16 protein-coding genes are annotated in these 15,259 nt (G+C 62.9%); 5 read left to right on the top strand and 11 right to left on the bottom strand.

The annotated features are described in order from the left end of the window. Window positions 1-125 precede the first annotated feature (125 nt). Entirely contained in the window at window positions 126-980 is an 855-nt protein-coding gene (locus NKH30_RS03655; protein WP_352501842.1) for a LysR substrate-binding domain-containing protein, read from the bottom strand. 113 nt (window positions 981-1,093) lie between these two features. On the opposite strand from NKH30_RS03655, the gene NKH30_RS03650 reads away from it, so the two are divergent. Continuing rightward, on the top strand, window positions 1,094-1,501 hold the full coding sequence (locus tag NKH30_RS03650) for a tautomerase family protein (RefSeq protein ID WP_352540794.1): 408 nt from the start codon (window positions 1,094-1,096) through the stop codon (window positions 1,499-1,501). Between the two features lie 155 nt (window positions 1,502-1,656). Then, window positions 1,657-3,879: an AMP-binding protein gene (locus NKH30_RS03645; protein WP_352979834.1), complete on the top strand. Its 2,223-nt coding sequence runs from the start codon at window positions 1,657-1,659 to the stop codon at window positions 3,877-3,879. 121 nt (window positions 3,880-4,000) lie between these two features. Here NKH30_RS03645 and NKH30_RS03640 read toward each other — a convergent pair whose 3' ends face one another. The 3 genes from NKH30_RS03640 to NKH30_RS03630 form a co-directional block, all read right to left on the bottom strand. Then, complete coding sequence (locus NKH30_RS03640; protein ID WP_352471079.1) at window positions 4,001-4,264, bottom strand: hypothetical protein; 264 nt, start codon at window positions 4,262-4,264, stop codon at window positions 4,001-4,003. A gap of 224 nt (window positions 4,265-4,488) precedes the next feature. Further along, window positions 4,489-5,304 (bottom strand): CDP-alcohol phosphatidyltransferase family protein, encoded by an 816-nt coding sequence (locus tag NKH30_RS03635; RefSeq protein ID WP_023677728.1) that lies wholly within the window; start codon window positions 5,302-5,304, stop codon window positions 4,489-4,491. Between the two features lie 3 nt (window positions 5,305-5,307). After that, entirely contained in the window at window positions 5,308-6,006 is a 699-nt protein-coding gene (locus tag NKH30_RS03630; RefSeq protein ID WP_352471078.1) for a phosphatidylserine decarboxylase, read from the bottom strand. A gap of 263 nt (window positions 6,007-6,269) precedes the next feature. On the opposite strand from NKH30_RS03630, the gene NKH30_RS03625 reads away from it, so the two are divergent. Next, entirely contained in the window at window positions 6,270-7,136 is an 867-nt protein-coding gene (locus tag NKH30_RS03625) for an SMP-30/gluconolactonase/LRE family protein (RefSeq protein ID WP_352979832.1), read from the top strand. 6 nt (window positions 7,137-7,142) lie between these two features. Here the strand turns inward: NKH30_RS03625 and NKH30_RS03620 are convergent, their stop codons facing one another. From NKH30_RS03620 to NKH30_RS03605, 4 genes are all read right to left on the bottom strand, one after another. Continuing rightward, complete coding sequence (locus tag NKH30_RS03620; protein ID WP_352979830.1) at window positions 7,143-7,490, bottom strand: antibiotic biosynthesis monooxygenase; 348 nt, start codon at window positions 7,488-7,490, stop codon at window positions 7,143-7,145. 89 nt (window positions 7,491-7,579) lie between these two features. Then, complete coding sequence (locus NKH30_RS03615) at window positions 7,580-9,466, bottom strand: ABCB family ABC transporter ATP-binding protein/permease (protein ID WP_352994228.1); 1,887 nt, start codon at window positions 9,464-9,466, stop codon at window positions 7,580-7,582. 19 nt (window positions 9,467-9,485) lie between these two features. Beyond that, window positions 9,486-9,860, bottom strand: coding sequence for an ArsR/SmtB family transcription factor (locus NKH30_RS03610; RefSeq protein ID WP_352979826.1), 375 nt, complete (start codon window positions 9,858-9,860; stop codon window positions 9,486-9,488). Window positions 9,861-9,920: 60 nt separating this feature from the next. Beyond that, window positions 9,921-11,426 (bottom strand): LysM peptidoglycan-binding domain-containing protein, encoded by a 1,506-nt coding sequence (locus tag NKH30_RS03605; RefSeq protein WP_352979824.1) that lies wholly within the window; start codon window positions 11,424-11,426, stop codon window positions 9,921-9,923. 114 nt (window positions 11,427-11,540) lie between these two features. On the opposite strand from NKH30_RS03605, the gene NKH30_RS03600 reads away from it, so the two are divergent. Beyond that, window positions 11,541-12,152, top strand: coding sequence for an LOG family protein (locus NKH30_RS03600; RefSeq protein ID WP_352471073.1), 612 nt, complete (start codon window positions 11,541-11,543; stop codon window positions 12,150-12,152). A gap of 129 nt (window positions 12,153-12,281) precedes the next feature. Here NKH30_RS03600 and NKH30_RS03595 read toward each other — a convergent pair whose 3' ends face one another. Continuing rightward, entirely contained in the window at window positions 12,282-13,187 is a 906-nt protein-coding gene (locus tag NKH30_RS03595; protein ID WP_352471072.1) for a LysR substrate-binding domain-containing protein, read from the bottom strand. Window positions 13,188-13,287: 100 nt separating this feature from the next. Here NKH30_RS03595 and NKH30_RS03590 point away from each other — a divergent pair, with 100 nt between their 5' ends. After that, window positions 13,288-13,578 (top strand): hypothetical protein, encoded by a 291-nt coding sequence (locus tag NKH30_RS03590; RefSeq protein ID WP_352471071.1) that lies wholly within the window; start codon window positions 13,288-13,290, stop codon window positions 13,576-13,578. 55 nt (window positions 13,579-13,633) lie between these two features. Here the strand turns inward: NKH30_RS03590 and rarD are convergent, their stop codons facing one another. Together rarD and NKH30_RS03580 are read right to left on the bottom strand one after the other, a co-directional pair. Continuing rightward, on the bottom strand, window positions 13,634-14,566 hold the full coding sequence (rarD, locus tag NKH30_RS03585) for an EamA family transporter RarD (protein ID WP_352471070.1): 933 nt from the start codon (window positions 14,564-14,566) through the stop codon (window positions 13,634-13,636). A 150-nt stretch (window positions 14,567-14,716) separates the two neighbouring features. Further along, window positions 14,717-15,256, bottom strand: coding sequence for a hypothetical protein (locus NKH30_RS03580; RefSeq protein ID WP_352471069.1), 540 nt, complete (start codon window positions 15,254-15,256; stop codon window positions 14,717-14,719). Window positions 15,257-15,259: the final 3 nt, after the last annotated feature.

The raw sequence follows: 15,259 nt of genomic DNA, 5'->3' as shown, positions 1-15,259 counted from the left end.
AAAAGTCATGGAACCATCATAGGGCTCAGGCATTATGGCTGCGACGGGCCACCCCAAGTCCCCCCAAACCCCTCGGCCCGTCCTACTCAGAAGCCGACCGCAAGGTCGGCTTTTTCTTTGCTGGCTCAATTGGCCAAGGCCAGGTTGCCGCTGAACAACGCTGCCAGATCCTGCGCCGGCCGGTCGGCATCCTCACGCAAGCGGACGGCGAATTCGGCGACCGGCACCGGCGGCAGATCAAGATCGCTCGGCGCCTCGACGATGCCGGAATGAGCGAAGCGCGCCGTCCTCAACGTCAAGGCGATGCCGGCGTGCACCGCCGTACGCAGGCCGGCAAGGCTGGCACTGCCGGCAGCAATGCGGTAGCGACGGCCGGCCGCATCGAGTGCACTGGTCGCCGCTTCGCGAAACCCGCAATGGGGATCGAGCAGCGCCAGGGGCAGTTCGTCGTGGCGGGTGGCCAGCCCGTTCTGTGAGCAAAGCCAGATCATTGGTTCCTTGAGCACACCGACTTCGTCCCGTGTCGGCACCTGCCGCATGGCAATGGCCAGATCAAGGGTGCCGGCCTGCAAAGCCTGCGCCAGTTCGGCGGAACGGCCGACGCGCAGTTCGATCCTGACGCGCGGATGGCTGACAGCAAAAGCCCTGAGAAGCTGCGGCAAGCCGCTGTCGGCGAAATCCTGCGTGGTGCCGATGGCGACGCGCCCGTCGGCGTGCGCGCCTTTGAGGGCCAGCCACGCCTCGCGGTGCGCGGCAAGGATGCGACGCGCGTGAACGATCAGATCCTCGCCTGCCGGCGTCAGGCCGCGCCCTCGCCCCTGCGGCACCAGCAGCGGTTCGCCGACAACATCCTCCAGCCGCTGCATCTGCGCGGTCACTGCGGACGGCGAGCGACCGACGATCGACGCGGCCCGCGCCAGGGAACCGCCATCGACGAAAGCGAGGAAAGTCTTGAGGAGGTCGGGATCGAACAACTGCATAATTCGATGCTATCAAAGTGTTTATCAAAAACAATTCTATTTTTTGATCAAAGGACGATGGCATGATTTTCTCGACGGCGAAGAGGCGCCGCTTGAAACCGAGGAGAAGAAACATGCCGATCATCAATGTCAGCGTTACCGGCAAGCCCGATGCCGCTTTGTCCGCCGCCATTGCCAGGGAAGTGACCGAACTGACAGCCACGCATCTGCGCAAGGACGCGACGATCACAGCTGTTGCCATTTCCTATCACGACCCCGAGCACTGGTTCGCCGGCGGCAAGTCGCTGGCCGAGCATGGCACCAACACGGCCTGGCTCGACATCAAGGTTGTCGACGGTACCAACACCAAGCTCGAACTGGAGGCGTATCTGCAGGCAATTTTCGCGGCATTCGGCCGGCTGCTGGGTAAGGTGCATGAGGAAAGCTACGCCCTCGTGCATGAAGTGCCTGCGGCCGCCTATGGCTTTGGCGGCAAGACGCAGGAATTCCGCTTCATCAGCGGAAGGATGAAAGCGGCGTAGCTGCGATAAGCAGCCGAGCCGAATCAACATAGGCGAATCAAACATAGGAGAGAGGGAAAAATGGAGCCGCATTGACGTTGATCCAACTTCGGCTAGGTTCTCACCCGAAGCGGCCGGTGAAGAGCCGCGACGTGAGATCGTTGGGAGATGCGGCGATGATCCTGACACTGGCGCTGCTTGCGGGTCTTGTCGCGGCCTGGCTGCTGATCGGCGTGGTGGAGAAGTTCCGCCTCGGCCTGCGTTTGAGCCAGGCGCTGCTCTACGTGCCGTTCAAGCTCGCCTACCGGATCAGCGACGACCGCATCAAGATTGCGCGCAGGTCGGTGGCCCCGGTCATCTATGTCATCTGGCATCAGTCACGCATCGAGCCGGCGCTGATGCTGTCGCTGCTGCCGGAGGATACGCTGCACATCCTCGACCAGGCTTCGGCCAGATCGCCGTGGCTGGAGCCGTGGCGCGAGCTCGGCCGCACCATCGCCTTCAACGCCGAGCATGTCTTCGTCAGCCGCAGATTGGTGCGGGTGCTGAAGGGCAAGGGCCGGCTCGCCGTTTACCTGCCGGATGCGGTCGAGCCAGACGTCAAGTCGTTTCGGTTGTTTCGCGCCATCACCCGTATCGCCATGCAGGCCGACGCCCGTATCGTGCCGGTCTTCGTTGCCGGCGCACGCAGCCTGCCGGCCTCGCTGACGCCGGCGGACAAGGCGCCGCGCCATTGGTTTCCGCAGCTGTCGATCAGCGCGCTGGAGCCGATGACCATCGCCGAGCTGGTGGCGCGGAACCCAGATCAGGCCTCCAACACCAATGCGCTGTTTGATCGCTTCGCCGAGGCCAGGCTTTTCGGCAGTGATCTCGACCGAGGGCTGTTCCTCGCCATGCGCGATGCGGCCGACCGTGTTGGCGCTTCGCACCCAATAATCGAGGACGTCATTAGCGGTGCCCTGAGCTACCGGAAAGTGTTCATCGGCGCCAGGGTTTTGGGCCGACGGTTCGAGGCAATAACAGCGCCGGGCGAAGCGGTTGGGCTGCTCCTGCCCAACGCCAATGGCGTCGTGCTGTCGTTCGTCGGACTTTTGTCGGCTGCGCGGGTGGCAGCAATGATCAACTATACCGCCGGCCCGGCCAGCGTCACCGCCGCCGTCCGCACGGCGATGATCCGAACCGTGGTCTCCTCACGCGCCTTTGTCGAAAAGGCCAACCTCGCCGACATCGTCGAGGCGGTGGAAAAGGGCGGGGCGAAACTGCTGTGGCTGGAGGATGTCCGCGCAAGCGTGACCGTGCTGGACAAGGCCGCAGCCGCCTTGCTGTGGCGCTGGCCGTTGCAGCGCCAGGACGCAGCCAAGCCGGCGGTGATCCTGTTCACCTCCGGCTCGGAAGGCACGCCCAAGGCCGTGGTGCTGTCGCACCGGAACCTTCTTGCCAATGCGATGCAGGCGGAAGCTCGCATCACCATCTCGCCGGCCGATATCCTGCTCAACGTGCTGCCGGTGTTCCACTCGTTCGGGCTGACCGGCGGCACCATCCTGCCGCTGGTCACCGGAGTAAAGCTGTTCCTCTACCCGTCACCGCTCCACTACAAACTTATTCCGGAGGTGGCGCGCAAGGTCCGGCCGACGGTGATGTTCGGCACCGACACGTTCCTCGCCAACTATGCCCGCACCGCCAAGGACGGCGATTTTTCCAGCCTGCGCTTCGTCGTGGCCGGTGCCGAGGCGGTGAAGCCGGAGACGCGCCGGGTTTACCGCGAGCGCTTCCAGGCCGAGATCATCGAAGGTTTTGGCTTGACCGAGGCCGCACCAGTGGTTGCCGTCAACACCGCCATCCACGGCCGCGACGGAACGGTCGGGCGGCTGCTGCCGGCCATGCGCATGAAACTCGAACCGGTCGAAGGCATCAGCGACGCCGGCCGGCTGTGGCTCGACGGGCCGAACCTGATGATGGGCTACATGACCAGCGACCGGCCGGGCGAGTTGCAGCCGCTCGAAGGCTGGCACGATACCGGCGATATCGTTTCGGTCGATCGCGAAGGCTTCATCACCATTCGCGGCCGCGCCAAGCGCTTCGCCAAGATAGCCGGCGAGATGGTATCGCTTGGCGCGGTCGAGATGCTGGTGCAGTCGCTGTGGCCGGAAGAGCATCACGCCGTGGTGGCAGTGCCGGACAAGCGGCGCGGCGAGCGCCTCGTTCTGGTCACCACGGCCGACAATGCCGATCCCGACGAATTGCGCGAATTCGGCAAAAAAGCCGGGGCGGCCGAACTGATGGTGCCGAACGACATCGTCAAGGTCGAGGAGATCCCGGTACTGGGCTCCGGCAAGACCGACTATGTCTCGACTAGAAAGCTGGCGCTCGAGAGGCTGGGACTGAGCGCAGCCGCCTGAGGCTTGCTGTCGAAAATTCTAAAGCGCGTCGCGTTCGACCGGCCTTGTGCGACGCGCTTTAGATTCTTGTTTTTATGCATGTCGTTATCGCAAAACCGCTGCACACTTTTGCGCGAATGCATTAGAGGACTACCACCGACAACAGCAGAATGACGCCGACGGCCATCATCAGCAGGCCCGGCCAGTTCTGCGACAGGCCGAGAAAACGGAGCCCGCGTCGTCGCGGCTCCAGAGTCGGACCTGGTGTTGCGAGATTGGGCGTCGGACTGTCCGGCGCGGTGGAGACAGCGGCCGGCTCACTAAGCCGCCCGCGCATGATGGCCGCAATCGCCATATACACGAGGCCGGCGACAGTCAGTAACGCGCCGATGAGGATGACAGCCATTTCTCCTCGTTTTCCGATGGTTCTGCGCCCGATGCGGCAGCTTGCGCTACGTTGACGACGTATCACGAGCAGCCGCTCAGGCGGACCTACCAACACAAACGGTCTAGCCGCCCAGCAAGTTCCGAAAACGGGGTTTTTGAGGTGCGTTCCACAGCGCCGCGTGCTCTGCGAGCCTTTTTGGAATCATGCACTGCCAGGCGCAACGCGAACTGGCACCAAATCCGTCAGCCAATATCCGAGGACGGCACCTTCTCGCCTTCGCGCTTGGCGCGTCTCGAATAGGCCCGCACGCTGAACGGCAAGAAGACCAGATAGCCGGCAACCGAGGCCGTCAGCGTATACCAGGGATAGGTCATCAAAAGCAGGACGTAGAGGACGACTGCGAGGATGATCGGCAGCACCCTGTCGCCCGGTATCCTGACGCTCTTGCCGGAATAGACGGGCAGTCTGCTGACCAGCAGGAACGCCACCAATATTGTAAAGCCGGTGGCAATGAAGGCTGCCAGGCGGCTGGGTTCAAGCCCAAGCCTGAGGAAGAACAGATAGAGCGGCAGCATTACAAGCACCGCACCCGCCGGCGCCGGCACGCCGACGAAATATTCGGTTTGCCACTGCGGACGGTCGAGCTCTTCGTCGAGCACGTTGAAACGGGCAAGCCTCATCCCACAGGCGATGGTGAACAGCAGCGCGGCGATCCAGCCCGGCGAACCTGCCCTGTCGAGCAGAAAGGCATAGAGCACCAGCGCCGGTGCCACGCCGAAATTGACGATATCGGCCAGCGAATCCATCTGGGCGCCGAATTTGGAAGTCGCCTTCAGCATTCGCGCTAGACGGCCGTCGATACCATCGAGGAAGGCGGCGAGCAGCACCATCACCACCGCTGGCTCGAAGCGGCCCTCGAAGCCGAAGCGAATACCGGACAGGCCGGCGCAGATGGCAAGCACCGTGACCAGATTGGGCAGCACCATGCGCATCGGGATTTCGCGAATGCGCGGGCCACCGCCGCCATGCGCCTCGAATTTCTTGAACGGCGGCGCCACCGGTCAGGAGACCCGCACGAGCGGCGTTGCGGCAACGCCGCCGAATTCCGCCAGCACCGTCTCACCGCCAACCGCGGTCTGGCCGACGGCGACACGCGGCGTCGCGGTCGAGGGCAGGAATACATCGACGCGCGAGCCAAAGCGGATCAGCCCGAAGCGCTGGCCGGTGCCGATGGCGCCGCCGGGCTCGGCCCAGCAGACGATGCGCCGCGCCACCAGGCCGGCAATCTGCACCGCGGCGACCGTTCCATTGGGGCTTTCGATGACCAGCCCGTTGCGCTCGTTCTCGGTGCTTGCCTTGTCGAGCTCGGCGTTGAGGAATTTTCCTGGTCGATGCTCGATCCTGGAAATGCGGCCACGCACCGGCGAGCGGTTAACGTGGCAGGAAAAGACGTTCATGAATACCGAGATGCGGGTCATTTCGCCGCCGCCGAGGCCAAGCTCGCGCGGCGGCACGGCCGGGCCAACCGCCGAGACGATGCCGTCGGCCGGGCTGACAACCAGCCGGTCGTCGATCGGCGTGACGCGCTCGGGATCGCGGAAGAAATAGGCGCACCAGGCCGTCAGGATGAGACCGATCCAGAACAGGGTCGAGGAGAAATAGCCAAGAAAGAGCGTCGCCGTGCCGAACGCAGCGATAAAGGGATAACCCTCGCGGTGGATCGGAACGAACGCATTCTTGATCGTGTCAACGAGGCTCATGGGATGAGGGCAACCTTGGTTCCAAGTCCGGCCTCAATAGCGGAAACACCCCGCGGTCGCAACGCGACAATGAGAGCGCTCGGGGGTGGCGGTCACCGCCGTTTCAGGATGCCGTTAGCAGCATCCGGACTGCCGAAGTGATCAACCGGAAATGTTCATTGCGATTGTCGGAACGCAGCACTCCCGCCCGTCCTTGGCAAGACAGCGCCTCTCATGGCCTTTCGGCCATGACGATTTTGCGCAAATCTGGAGGTTCTCGGCCCATGCAGAAATCAGGACTTAGGCAAGTGCAAGTGGTGATGAACGGCTTGGCCTTCGGCGAGTCACCGCGCTGGCACGATGGCCGGCTGTGGTTCTGCAACTGGGGCACAGGCCAGATCATCGCAGTTGACGCCCTAGGCAACAGCGAGATCGCGCTCACCGTGCCGGCCACCCTGCCCTATTCCATTGACTGGCTGCCGGACGGGCGCCTGCTTGTCGTGTCCGGGCGCGAAGGGCTGATCCTCAGGCAGGAGGCAGACGGGACATTGGTCACCCATGCCGATCTGAGACAACTATCAAAGAGCCCGTGGAACGAGATCGTCATCGATGGACGCGGCAACATCTATGTCAATGGTGGTGGGCCTGCTCCGGGTCCCGGCCAGCATTTCGGCCCCGGCGCCATCGTGCTGGTCGCGCCTGACGGCTCGGTTCAGCAGGTGGCTGAGAACCTCGCCTTCGCCAATGGCATGGCGGTGACGCCCGACAACAAGACGCTTATCGTTGCCGAGTCCCACGCCAACCGGCTGACCGCCTTCGACATCGCTGCCGATGGTGGCCTTTCCAAACGCAGGATCTGGGCCAATCTCGGCAACGGTTTTCCCGACGGCATCTGCCTCGATGCCGAAGGTGCGGCGTGGTACGCCGACGTTCCGAACCGGCATTGCGTGCGGGTGCGCGAGGGCGGCGCGATGCTCGAAAGCGTCGACGTCGATCGCGGCTGTTTTGCCTGCATGCTCGGCGGCAGCGAGGGAAAAACGCTGTTCATCGTCGCCGCCGAATGGCGCGGCTTCGAACATATGATTAGCGATGCCCGTACCGGCCAGGTGCTCAGCATCGAGGCTGCCGCGCCGGGCGCGGGCTGGCCGTAGAAGAGCTTACACCCCGGGAATCCGCTGATAGTTGGCGATATCGGCCTTGACGCCAAGTCGCGCAATGGTCTCCTGAGGATTGAAGCCGCTGCGCTCATGCGCAGCCTTGATGATCGGCACGACCTTGTCGACGGCGGCCTGCCCTTCCCATTCGACAATGGTCACGAGGTTGAACTCGCCCGGCCCCGAGAATTGCTCGAGCAGGAAATCCTGGACGAACCCTTGCTGCTGGCGCAGCAATTCATGCGTCATCCGGACCTTGGCAAGAATCTCCTCGCGGGCGTTGGCCGGAACGACAAACTTGTCCACCCGGAATACGCTGCCGCCAGTACCTGCCTGATTTATCCCATTCATATCGATTGTCTCCGTTTTTGAACGACGCATTTTGCTGCGATCCAAAACGGCCTACGATCTCAACTTAAGTTGAGGTCAAGCACGAATTTTCAGCTCACCTCCGAGGTGCGGCGGCGGACGACGACGCCGAACTCGTCGCTTTCGCGGGCAATGCGCAGCCGCTCCTCGGCCTCGCTTGCCTCGCGCTGGCGGTCCCACATCGATGCATAAAGGCCGCGCTTGGCTATCAAGGCGACATGGGTGCCGCGCTCGGCGATCTGGCCATCCTGCAGGACGATGATCTCATCGGCCGAAATCACTGTGGACAGCCGATGGGCGATGACGAGGGTGGTGCGGCCCTGGCTGACCAGGTCGAGTGCCGCCTGGATCTCCTGCTCGGTGTGGCTGTCCAGCGCCGAGGTCGCCTCGTCGAGCATCAGGATCGGCGGTGCCTTCAAAATGGTGCGGGCAATCGCCACCCGCTGCTTCTCGCCACCGGACAGTTTTAATCCGCGCTCGCCGACCATTGAGCGATAGCCGTCGGGCAGCCGCTCGATGAACGGTCCGATCTGGGCCAGTTCTGCCGCCTTGCGCACATCCTCCTCGCTGGCGCCGACGCGCCCGTAGCGGATATTGTAGGCGATGGTGTCGTTAAACAGCACCGTGTCCTGCGGCACCATGCCGATGGCAGCGCGCAAGCTCTCCTGCGTCACGTCGCGAATGTCCTGGCCGTCGATCAGAATCTGGCCGCGCTGGATGTCGTAGAAGCGAAACAAGAGCCGCGAAATGGTCGACTTGCCGGCTCCGGAGGGGCCGACGATGGCCACCGTCTTGCCAGCTGGCACCTCGAAGCTGATGCCCTTCAGGATCTTGCGGTTCGGGTCGTAGGAAAAATGTACGTCGCGGAACTCGACCCTGCCGGCATCGACGACCAGCGGATTGGCGCCCGGCCGATCGACGATCTCACGCTTGACGTCGAGCAGATCGAACATGTTTTCGATGTCGGTCAGGCCCTGGCGAATTTCGCGGTAGATCATGCCGATGAAATTCAGCGGCACCGAAAGCTGCATGAGCATGGCGTTGACGAAGACGAAATCGCCGACGCTCTGTGTGCCCGCCTTCACCTCGAGCGCCGACATCACCATGACGACGGTCATGCCGATACCGAAGATCACACCTTGGCCGAAGTTCAGCCAGCCAAGCGAGGTCCAGGTCCTGGTCGCCGCCAACTCGTAGCGCGCCGTGGACCGGTCGAACCGCTCGGCCTCCATGGTTTCGTTATTGAAATATTTGACTGTTTCGTAGTTGAGCAGCGAGTCGATCGCCTTCGTGCTGGCTTCATTGTCGCTGTCGTTCATCTCACGGCGGATCGAAATACGCCAATCGCTCGCCCTGACGGTGAACCAGACATAGAGCCAGACCGTGACCGCGATCACCAAGACGTATAGCCAGCCATAGGTGACGGCGAAGATGCCGGCGGTGAGCGCGAATTCGACGATTGTCGGCGCCGTCGCCAGCATGGTGAAGCGGACGATCGTCTCGATGCCCTTGGTGCCGCGCTCAATGACGCGCGACAGTCCGCCGGTGCGCCGTTCGAGGTGGAAGCGCAGCGACAGTTCGTGCATGTGCACGAAGGTGCGGAAGGCGAGCCGGCGCACCGCATGCTGGCCGACCCGTGCAAACAGGGCATCGCGTAACTGGTTGAAGCCGAGCTGCACCAGCCGCACCGCATTGTAGGCGACGACCAGCATGACCGGCGCCAGCAGCAGGGCCGGCAGCGGCGGCGGCGATTTGCTATCGCCGGCCAGTGCGTCGGTCGCCCATTTGAAGAAATAGGGTCCGGCCACCAGGGTCAGCTTGGCGACAACCAGCAGTACGGTGGCCCATACCACTCGGGCCCTCAGGTCGGCGCGGTCGGCCGGCCACATATAGGGCCAGAGATTGCGCAACGTTCTGAAGGTCGAGCCGGAATCTGCGGAAACGGTTTTCTCGGCCATTCTTGTTTACCTTATGATTTTAGCGGCCGGAGCAGCAGGAATCGACCAGCGCGGCCAGCGATGCCGAAACATCGGCGAGCGCGGCGCGGTCGAGCTCATAGCGGGAGCGCTGGCGGTCAGGCTCGAAGCGGATCAGCCCGGCCTCGACCAGGATCTTCAAATGCTGGGAAACGGTGGACTGCGCCAGGTCGAGATGCTCGACGACCTCGCGACAGCAGCAGGAACGGGTTGCGGAAAGGTGTTTGAGAATTTCGATCCGCGCTGGATGCGAAAGGGCCGCGAGCCGGACAGCGACAGCGCGGCTATCCGGCATGCAGTTGGCCGGCGTGCAGTTGGCCGGCGGGCGTTCATCTGCCGCGCGGCTTCGGTCCGTTACGAGGGGGGATTCGGTCATCGTCCATCGGCGATAAACGATGACTGGCCCTGCCGCAAGCTATCCTGATGGGCAGAACGGCTATTCGGCCTTGACTGGCGCCGTCGTCATCTGGTCGCCCATTGCCTTGAGATCGGCGGGCTCGCCTTCCTTCGATTTCTCCGGCACCTTGAACACCTGCCCCGGCCAGATTCGGTTCGGATTGCTGATCTGGTCCTGGTTGGCGAGATAGATGGTCGAGTAGCGCATGCCCTGGCCATAGACCCGCCGCGAAATCCGCCACAGCGTGTCATGGCGGCGGATGATGACTGCGCCATCGGCATGTTCGAGCTTTGGCGCCACGGCCTCGGGCGTTTCGCCCGGAGGCGTTGCGACAGCCGTTTCGGCCGGGGCCTCGGTTGCAGGAGTGGGGACAGTTGCGGGCGTTTCGGTGGCCGTTGCCGGTGCGCCTTCGGTCGCCGGAGCATTCGGCTCGGCTGGTTTTATCCCGGCAGGCTTCTGCTCGGCCGGCGCCACGGCCGCAACCGCCTCACCAGGCTCGCGCTCGAACGGCACAGCCGCACGGGCAACCACCGTCACGCCGTCGGCATCGAGCGCATCGACGTGGATGGTGTAGGTGCCGACCGGGATGTCGCGTGTCGCTTCGACCAGGAAGTGGCGGTCGGGCGAGGTCTTCGCGTCACCGAGCAGGATATCGTTGGCATACGCACGCACCTTGCGGCCGGGATCGGCGACGCCGGCAACGAAAATCTTGTTGCCGTCGATTTCGACAGCTTCGACGACGATCTTCCGCTCCGCCGCGGAAGTAGCGGGCGCTGCCGGTGTGGCGGGCGCTGCCGGAGCCGGCGCGGCTTCAACAGCGGCCGGCGCGGCAGGAGCAGACGCTGCTGGAACGTCAGCCGCCGGGGCGGCTGGCGCCGGCGCTGCGGCAGCCGGCAATTCGATGCCCGTGGCGGGTGGCTGAACGGCCGCCTGTTCGCCGACAGGCGGCGAGGCGTCAGATTTCGCCTGAGGGGCCGGAACAGTGAGCAGTTCGGACGGCTTGCCCGGCTCCTCGACCATTGCCAGCACCTGGCCGGTGGAATTCTGGGGGATCGAAACGACGGCGGTCTGCGCCGAGGCGGTCACGACATTGCCAGCCGTCGAGCGCAGTGTGATCGTGTAGTCGCCGGGCTTCAGCGGATCGTCGAGAATAATGGCAAAGGCGCCGTCGGGACCGGCGACCGTCGAGCCGAGCACAGCCGAACCGTTGAGAATCTCGACCTTGGCGTTGGGCGCCGCATTGCCGGCGACGACGATCGAGCCGTTGCTTTCGACGCGCACGATGTCGAAGGTCGGCACGATTGCACCTGCTGTGGCCGGCGCGGCGGGCGCTGCCGCATCGGTGGACGCGGCAGACGCAGGCGGCAGCCGGTCCTCGGTCGCCGGAGCGGCCGGTTTCGAAGCCGGCGGCGTCAGCGCCGCGACCTCCGCAGGCCGGGTAGAATTGAGATACGGGTCGAGTGCGCCCGATACATAGGCGGTTCCCGCTGCTGCGACAGAGCCGCCAGCCGCGAACAAAAACGCCTTCAATGGATTAATTGCCATGTTTCCCTGCCCCTTAGCCACCTAATTTCGGTCTAGCCTGTTTTGCCAAAGCCGACAAGAAAAAGCCCGCCCCGGGGCTTGACCATGCCTATAGTCCCTATCACCAATCATAACATGAACACGATTCGATCTGTCTGCGTCTATTGCGGCTCGTCCCCGGGCCGAGATGAGACCTATATCAAGGCCGGACACCTGCTTGGCCGCTCGATCGGCAAGTCCGGCCTGCGTCTGATTTATGGCGGCGGCACTAAAGGGATCATGGGTGCCGTCGCTGAAGGGGCATTAAAGGCCGGTGGCAAGGTAACCGGCATAATTCCACGCTTTCTGATCAACCGGGAGGCGACCGAAACCGCGCTTAACCGGCTCGACGAGCTCGTCATCACCGACAACATGCACGAGCGCAAGCACAGGATGTTTGAGAAATCCGACGCCTTTGTGGCGTTGCCCGGCGGCATCGGCACGGTCGAGGAGATCGTCGAGATCATGACTTGGGCGCAGCTCGGCCATCACCGCAAGCCGATCGTCTTCGGCAACGTCGGAGGGTTCTGGGATCCGATGCTGGCGTTGCTCGACCACATGGCAACGGAGGGCTTCATCCACACGGCGCAACGGGTCAAGCCGCTGGTGGTCGAGGATCCGGAAGCAATCGTCGCCGCTATCATGGTGGCGGGATCCTCCGTCGATGCACCGACGGAGGGTGTGCAGTCGGTGATTGATAAGATGTAGAGTGAATGGTGAATGGTGAATGGTGAATGGTGAATGGTGAATGGTGAATGGTGAATGGTGAATGGTGAATGGTGAATGGTGAAGTAGAAGACTTTCCAAACCGGCGCCTGTCCATTCACTATTCACTATTCACTCCTTGCCTACTGCCTTCCTCAAGTCTCCGATGACCGCACGCTTGTCCTGACGCCGCCAGGCGAGATGGATCGAGACGGTGCGTTCAAACCACGGCAGATCGCGAAACACGGTCTGAGGCGGCGCGGCACTCCGCAGGCTGGCCTGCACCGTCGCCAGCCCAAGCCCGGCGCTGACCAGGCCCAACGACGTCAACGGATCGGTCGTCTCATAGGCAATGTCGGGCAGGAAGCCCGCCTTCGCGCAGGCGGCGAGAAATTGGCTGCGGTTGGTGTCGTCAGGCTGGCGCACCACCGTGATCCAGGTGCGTCCGTCCAGTTGCTGCGGCAGTATCTCCGCGATTTCTGCCAATGGATCGCCTTCCGGCATCGCCAGAACCAGCGGCTCGCGCATAATGAGCATGGCGGCGATGTCGGGATCGTCGGCAGGAGGAGGCGTGTAGACGAGGCCCAGATCGAGCGATCGTTCGCGCAGCGCTTCGATCTGGGCGGCGGAACGCTGATCCTTCAGTTGAAGATGAAATTCGGGCCGGTCGCGGCGAAACTGGCGCAGCATCCGAGCGACAAGCCCGGCATGGACCGCACCTTCCACATAACCGATGGCGAGACGGCCGACCGTACCGCTGGCGAGATTGCGGCCGAGCTCCTCCAGCCGTCTTGCATGGGCCAGCAGCGCACGCGCCTCGGCAAGAAAAGCGCGGCCCTCGGCATTGAGATGAACACGCTGCCTCGCCCTCTCGAACAGTGCGACGCCCAGCTGCTCCTCCAGCTGAATGATCTGACGGCTGAGCGGCGACTGCGAGATGTGCAGCAATTCGGCGGCACGCCCGACGTTGCCGGTTTCGGCCACCGTGATGAAATAGCGAAGCTGGCGCAGGTCGAACATTGTTGCTTCGATGCTCAAGTCCCGTGAGGTCTCAAATTTAGCCTAATCAGTCTTGGACTGTCTGGCCAGCAGAAGCGAATATTTCCGCCATTCCAACGGCCAACATCAGGAGATTCCGATGCAGTTCTTTGCCCTTCTAGCGCGCAACACCGAAAAGTTCACCGACGCCGATTTCGCGCCGCTGCTGCCTGGCGAGGCCGAGCAGCGCCGCACGGTCTATGCCGAAGGCGCCGTGCGTCAGGTGTGGAATCGGGGCGACATTCCCGGCAGCGGCATGATGTTCGAAGCCGGCAGCGATGCCGACGTGCGCCACCATCTTGCAACTTTGCCGCTGGTCAAGGCCGGCATGATGGATATTGCCGCCGTCGTGCCGCTGCAGCCATATCCCGGCTTCGGGCCGAAGCGCTGAGCGCTCGTGAAAGACGCGGCTGCCGGCATTAAGACCGGCCAGCCGCCTTTCTTCGTTACGCGGCGCGAGCTGATGCGGAAACGGTCTTGCGCGCCGAAGAAAACATCGACCAGGAGTACATCGCCAGCGCCGCCCAGATCAGCCCGAAGGCTATGGCCTGAACACTGCCGAAGGGTTCGCCGAAAATCAGCACCGCGATCAAAAAGACGATCGTCGGCGCGATATATTGCATGATGCCGATGGTGGAGAGGCGCAGCAGCCTGGCGCCGAACGCAAACAACAGCAGAGGCACGGCGGTGACCGGACCGCAGCCGATCAGCAAGGCGGTGTCGTTCAGCGAGCTGGAGACGAAATGATCCTGTCCTGTGGCGATCAGGAAGATGATGTAGCCGAGTGCCGGCACCGACAGCAGCAGCACTTCAAGCAGGAAGCCCTGGCTCGGGCCGATTGGCAGCGTCTTGCGGAAGAAGCCATAGGCGGCAAAGGAAAAGGCCAGCACCAGCGACACCCAGGGCAGTTTGCCGGCGTCGATGGTCAGCACCGCGACCGCGATTGCCGCCAGCACCACCGCCGCGATCTGCAGGCGGTCGAGCCGCTCGCCGAGGAGCAGCGCGCCGACAACGACGCTGACCAGCGGGTTGATGTAGTAGCCGAGCGCGGTCTCGATGGTGCGGTCGACCGCGATCGCCCAGACATAGATGCCCCAGTTGACCGAGATCAGCGCCGCCGTCAGCACCGCCATCGAAATGATGCGCGGCGAACGAACTGCCGCTTTGAAATCGGCAGTACGACCGGCCCAGACCAGGACAGCGGCCGCGATCGGCACCGACCAGACGATGCGGTGGGCGATAACTTCGGCCAGCGGCAGATGCGCGACAGCCTTCATGTAGAAGGGCAGCAGCCCCCAAAGCAAGTAGGCGCCGAGCGCCAGCAGGAAGCCGCGACGAGCTTTGGTATCGGCATCGATTTGAAGTGCTTGGGTAGCCATGGCCCAAGGCTATGCGCCAGCGGCTTGCCCAAAACCATCGCAAATTGCTGATGGATCAATGGAGTCTTGCTGATGGTTCAACACGACCGCTAAACGTCGAACAATTGCCGCTGTCTGCGAGAGTGATTGCAGGCCCGGCACGACACGGTCTCAAGGCGGAGCAGGCTTCTCCTTGAGTTCGAAAAAGACGTTGTCGGGCGAACCTTCATCGTGCCTAAAGCCCGTCAGTTCCGCCGCAAGATCGAGGGGAAGGTCAAAAACAAGATCGACCTCTGTACCTTTGCTATCTTCTTCATCCTGCTTTGAAAAACACTGTTGCTTCAGCGCTTCGAAAGACGCGGGGAGATCACCCGTGACATGCAAGTCCCGCACGGTCTTGTCGCCGCTGTGCCAGACTTTCCAGATGTTCCTTCCGTCGCGCCAGAGCTCGGCGCGCGCGAACATTACATGCTCGTCTATGTGCGCGATCACGATTTCCCGCTCTTGCGAAATCGCGGCCAGATATTGCTGAGGCGGGTTCGGAAAGCTGCAGGGATCGAGGATGATGATCGCCCAGTTCTTTTCGCTGGCATAGGCGTTCACAGGCGCTTCGAAAATCTCCGATGGATCGCCAATCTCGCGCCCGAACAACGCCGCAGCTTCCTTTATCCCGTAACCGCGAAAGCCCAGCCAGCTTATCGAAAAGCCCATTTC

This window comes from Mesorhizobium sp. M1273 (genome assembly GCF_040318195.1).
GTDB lineage: Bacteria > Pseudomonadota > Alphaproteobacteria > Rhizobiales > Rhizobiaceae > Mesorhizobium.
This window is presented reverse-complemented; position numbering and strand designations above follow the sequence as displayed.

Bases quoted from the DNA above. Each gene is read 5' to 3' on its own strand.
- NKH30_RS03655 (WP_352501842.1), bottom strand. From the start codon at position 980: ATGCAGTTGTTCGATCCCGACCTCCTCAAGACTTTCCTCGCTTTCGTC.
- NKH30_RS03650 (WP_352540794.1), top strand. From the start codon at position 1,094: ATGCCGATCATCAATGTCAGCGTTACCGGCAAGCCCGATGCCGCTTTG.
- NKH30_RS03645 (WP_352979834.1), top strand. From the start codon at position 1,657: ATGATCCTGACACTGGCGCTGCTTGCGGGTCTTGTCGCGGCCTGGCTG.
- NKH30_RS03640 (WP_352471079.1), bottom strand. From the start codon at position 4,264: ATGGCTGTCATCCTCATCGGCGCGTTACTGACTGTCGCCGGCCTCGTG.
- NKH30_RS03630 (WP_352471078.1), bottom strand. From the start codon at position 6,006: ATGAGCCTCGTTGACACGATCAAGAATGCGTTCGTTCCGATCCACCGC.
- NKH30_RS03625 (WP_352979832.1), top strand. From the start codon at position 6,270: ATGCAGAAATCAGGACTTAGGCAAGTGCAAGTGGTGATGAACGGCTTG.
- NKH30_RS03620 (WP_352979830.1), bottom strand. From the start codon at position 7,490: ATGAATGGGATAAATCAGGCAGGTACTGGCGGCAGCGTATTCCGGGTG.
- NKH30_RS03615 (WP_352994228.1), bottom strand. From the start codon at position 9,466: ATGGCCGAGAAAACCGTTTCCGCAGATTCCGGCTCGACCTTCAGAACG.
- NKH30_RS03610 (WP_352979826.1), bottom strand. From the start codon at position 9,860: ATGACCGAATCCCCCCTCGTAACGGACCGAAGCCGCGCGGCAGATGAA.
- NKH30_RS03605 (WP_352979824.1), bottom strand. From the start codon at position 11,426: ATGGCAATTAATCCATTGAAGGCGTTTTTGTTCGCGGCTGGCGGCTCT.
- NKH30_RS03600 (WP_352471073.1), top strand. From the start codon at position 11,541: ATGAACACGATTCGATCTGTCTGCGTCTATTGCGGCTCGTCCCCGGGC.
- NKH30_RS03590 (WP_352471071.1), top strand. From the start codon at position 13,288: ATGCAGTTCTTTGCCCTTCTAGCGCGCAACACCGAAAAGTTCACCGAC.
- rarD (WP_352471070.1), bottom strand. From the start codon at position 14,566: ATGGCTACCCAAGCACTTCAAATCGATGCCGATACCAAAGCTCGTCGC.
- NKH30_RS03580 (WP_352471069.1), bottom strand. From the start codon at position 15,256: ATGGGCTTTTCGATAAGCTGGCTGGGCTTTCGCGGTTACGGGATAAAG.